This is a genomic window from Ilumatobacter nonamiensis YM16-303, assembly GCF_000350145.1.
Lineage (GTDB): Bacteria > Actinomycetota > Acidimicrobiia > Acidimicrobiales > Ilumatobacteraceae > Ilumatobacter_A > Ilumatobacter_A nonamiensis.
The window spans coordinates 1-274 of the sequence record NZ_BAOL01000355.1; the positions used below are offsets into that span (position 1 = coordinate 1).

General features: G+C 62.4%; 1 protein-coding gene. It reads right to left on the bottom strand.

The features are described 5' to 3' along the window. Positions 1-274 (bottom strand): cbb3-type cytochrome c oxidase subunit I (locus ON45_RS20625; protein ID WP_040496701.1); only part of this gene is annotated, 274 nt, incomplete at both ends.

Here is a 274-nt window from a genome sequence, read left to right on the forward strand (position 1 = left end):
ACATCGTGAGCGTCCAGTTGATGATCTTGACGCCGGTGGGTACCGCGATCGCCATGGTCGACACCGAGAACACCGCCACCGAGACGGGGCCGAGTCCGGAGGCGAACATGTGGTGCGCCCAGACACCCCAGCCGACGAAGCCGATCGCTGCGCCCGAGAAAACGACGAACGGATAGCCGAACAACGGCTTCTTCGAGAACACCGGGAGCACTTCGGACACAATCCCGAACGAGGGGAGGACGAGGATGTACACCTCGGGGTGACCGAAGATCCA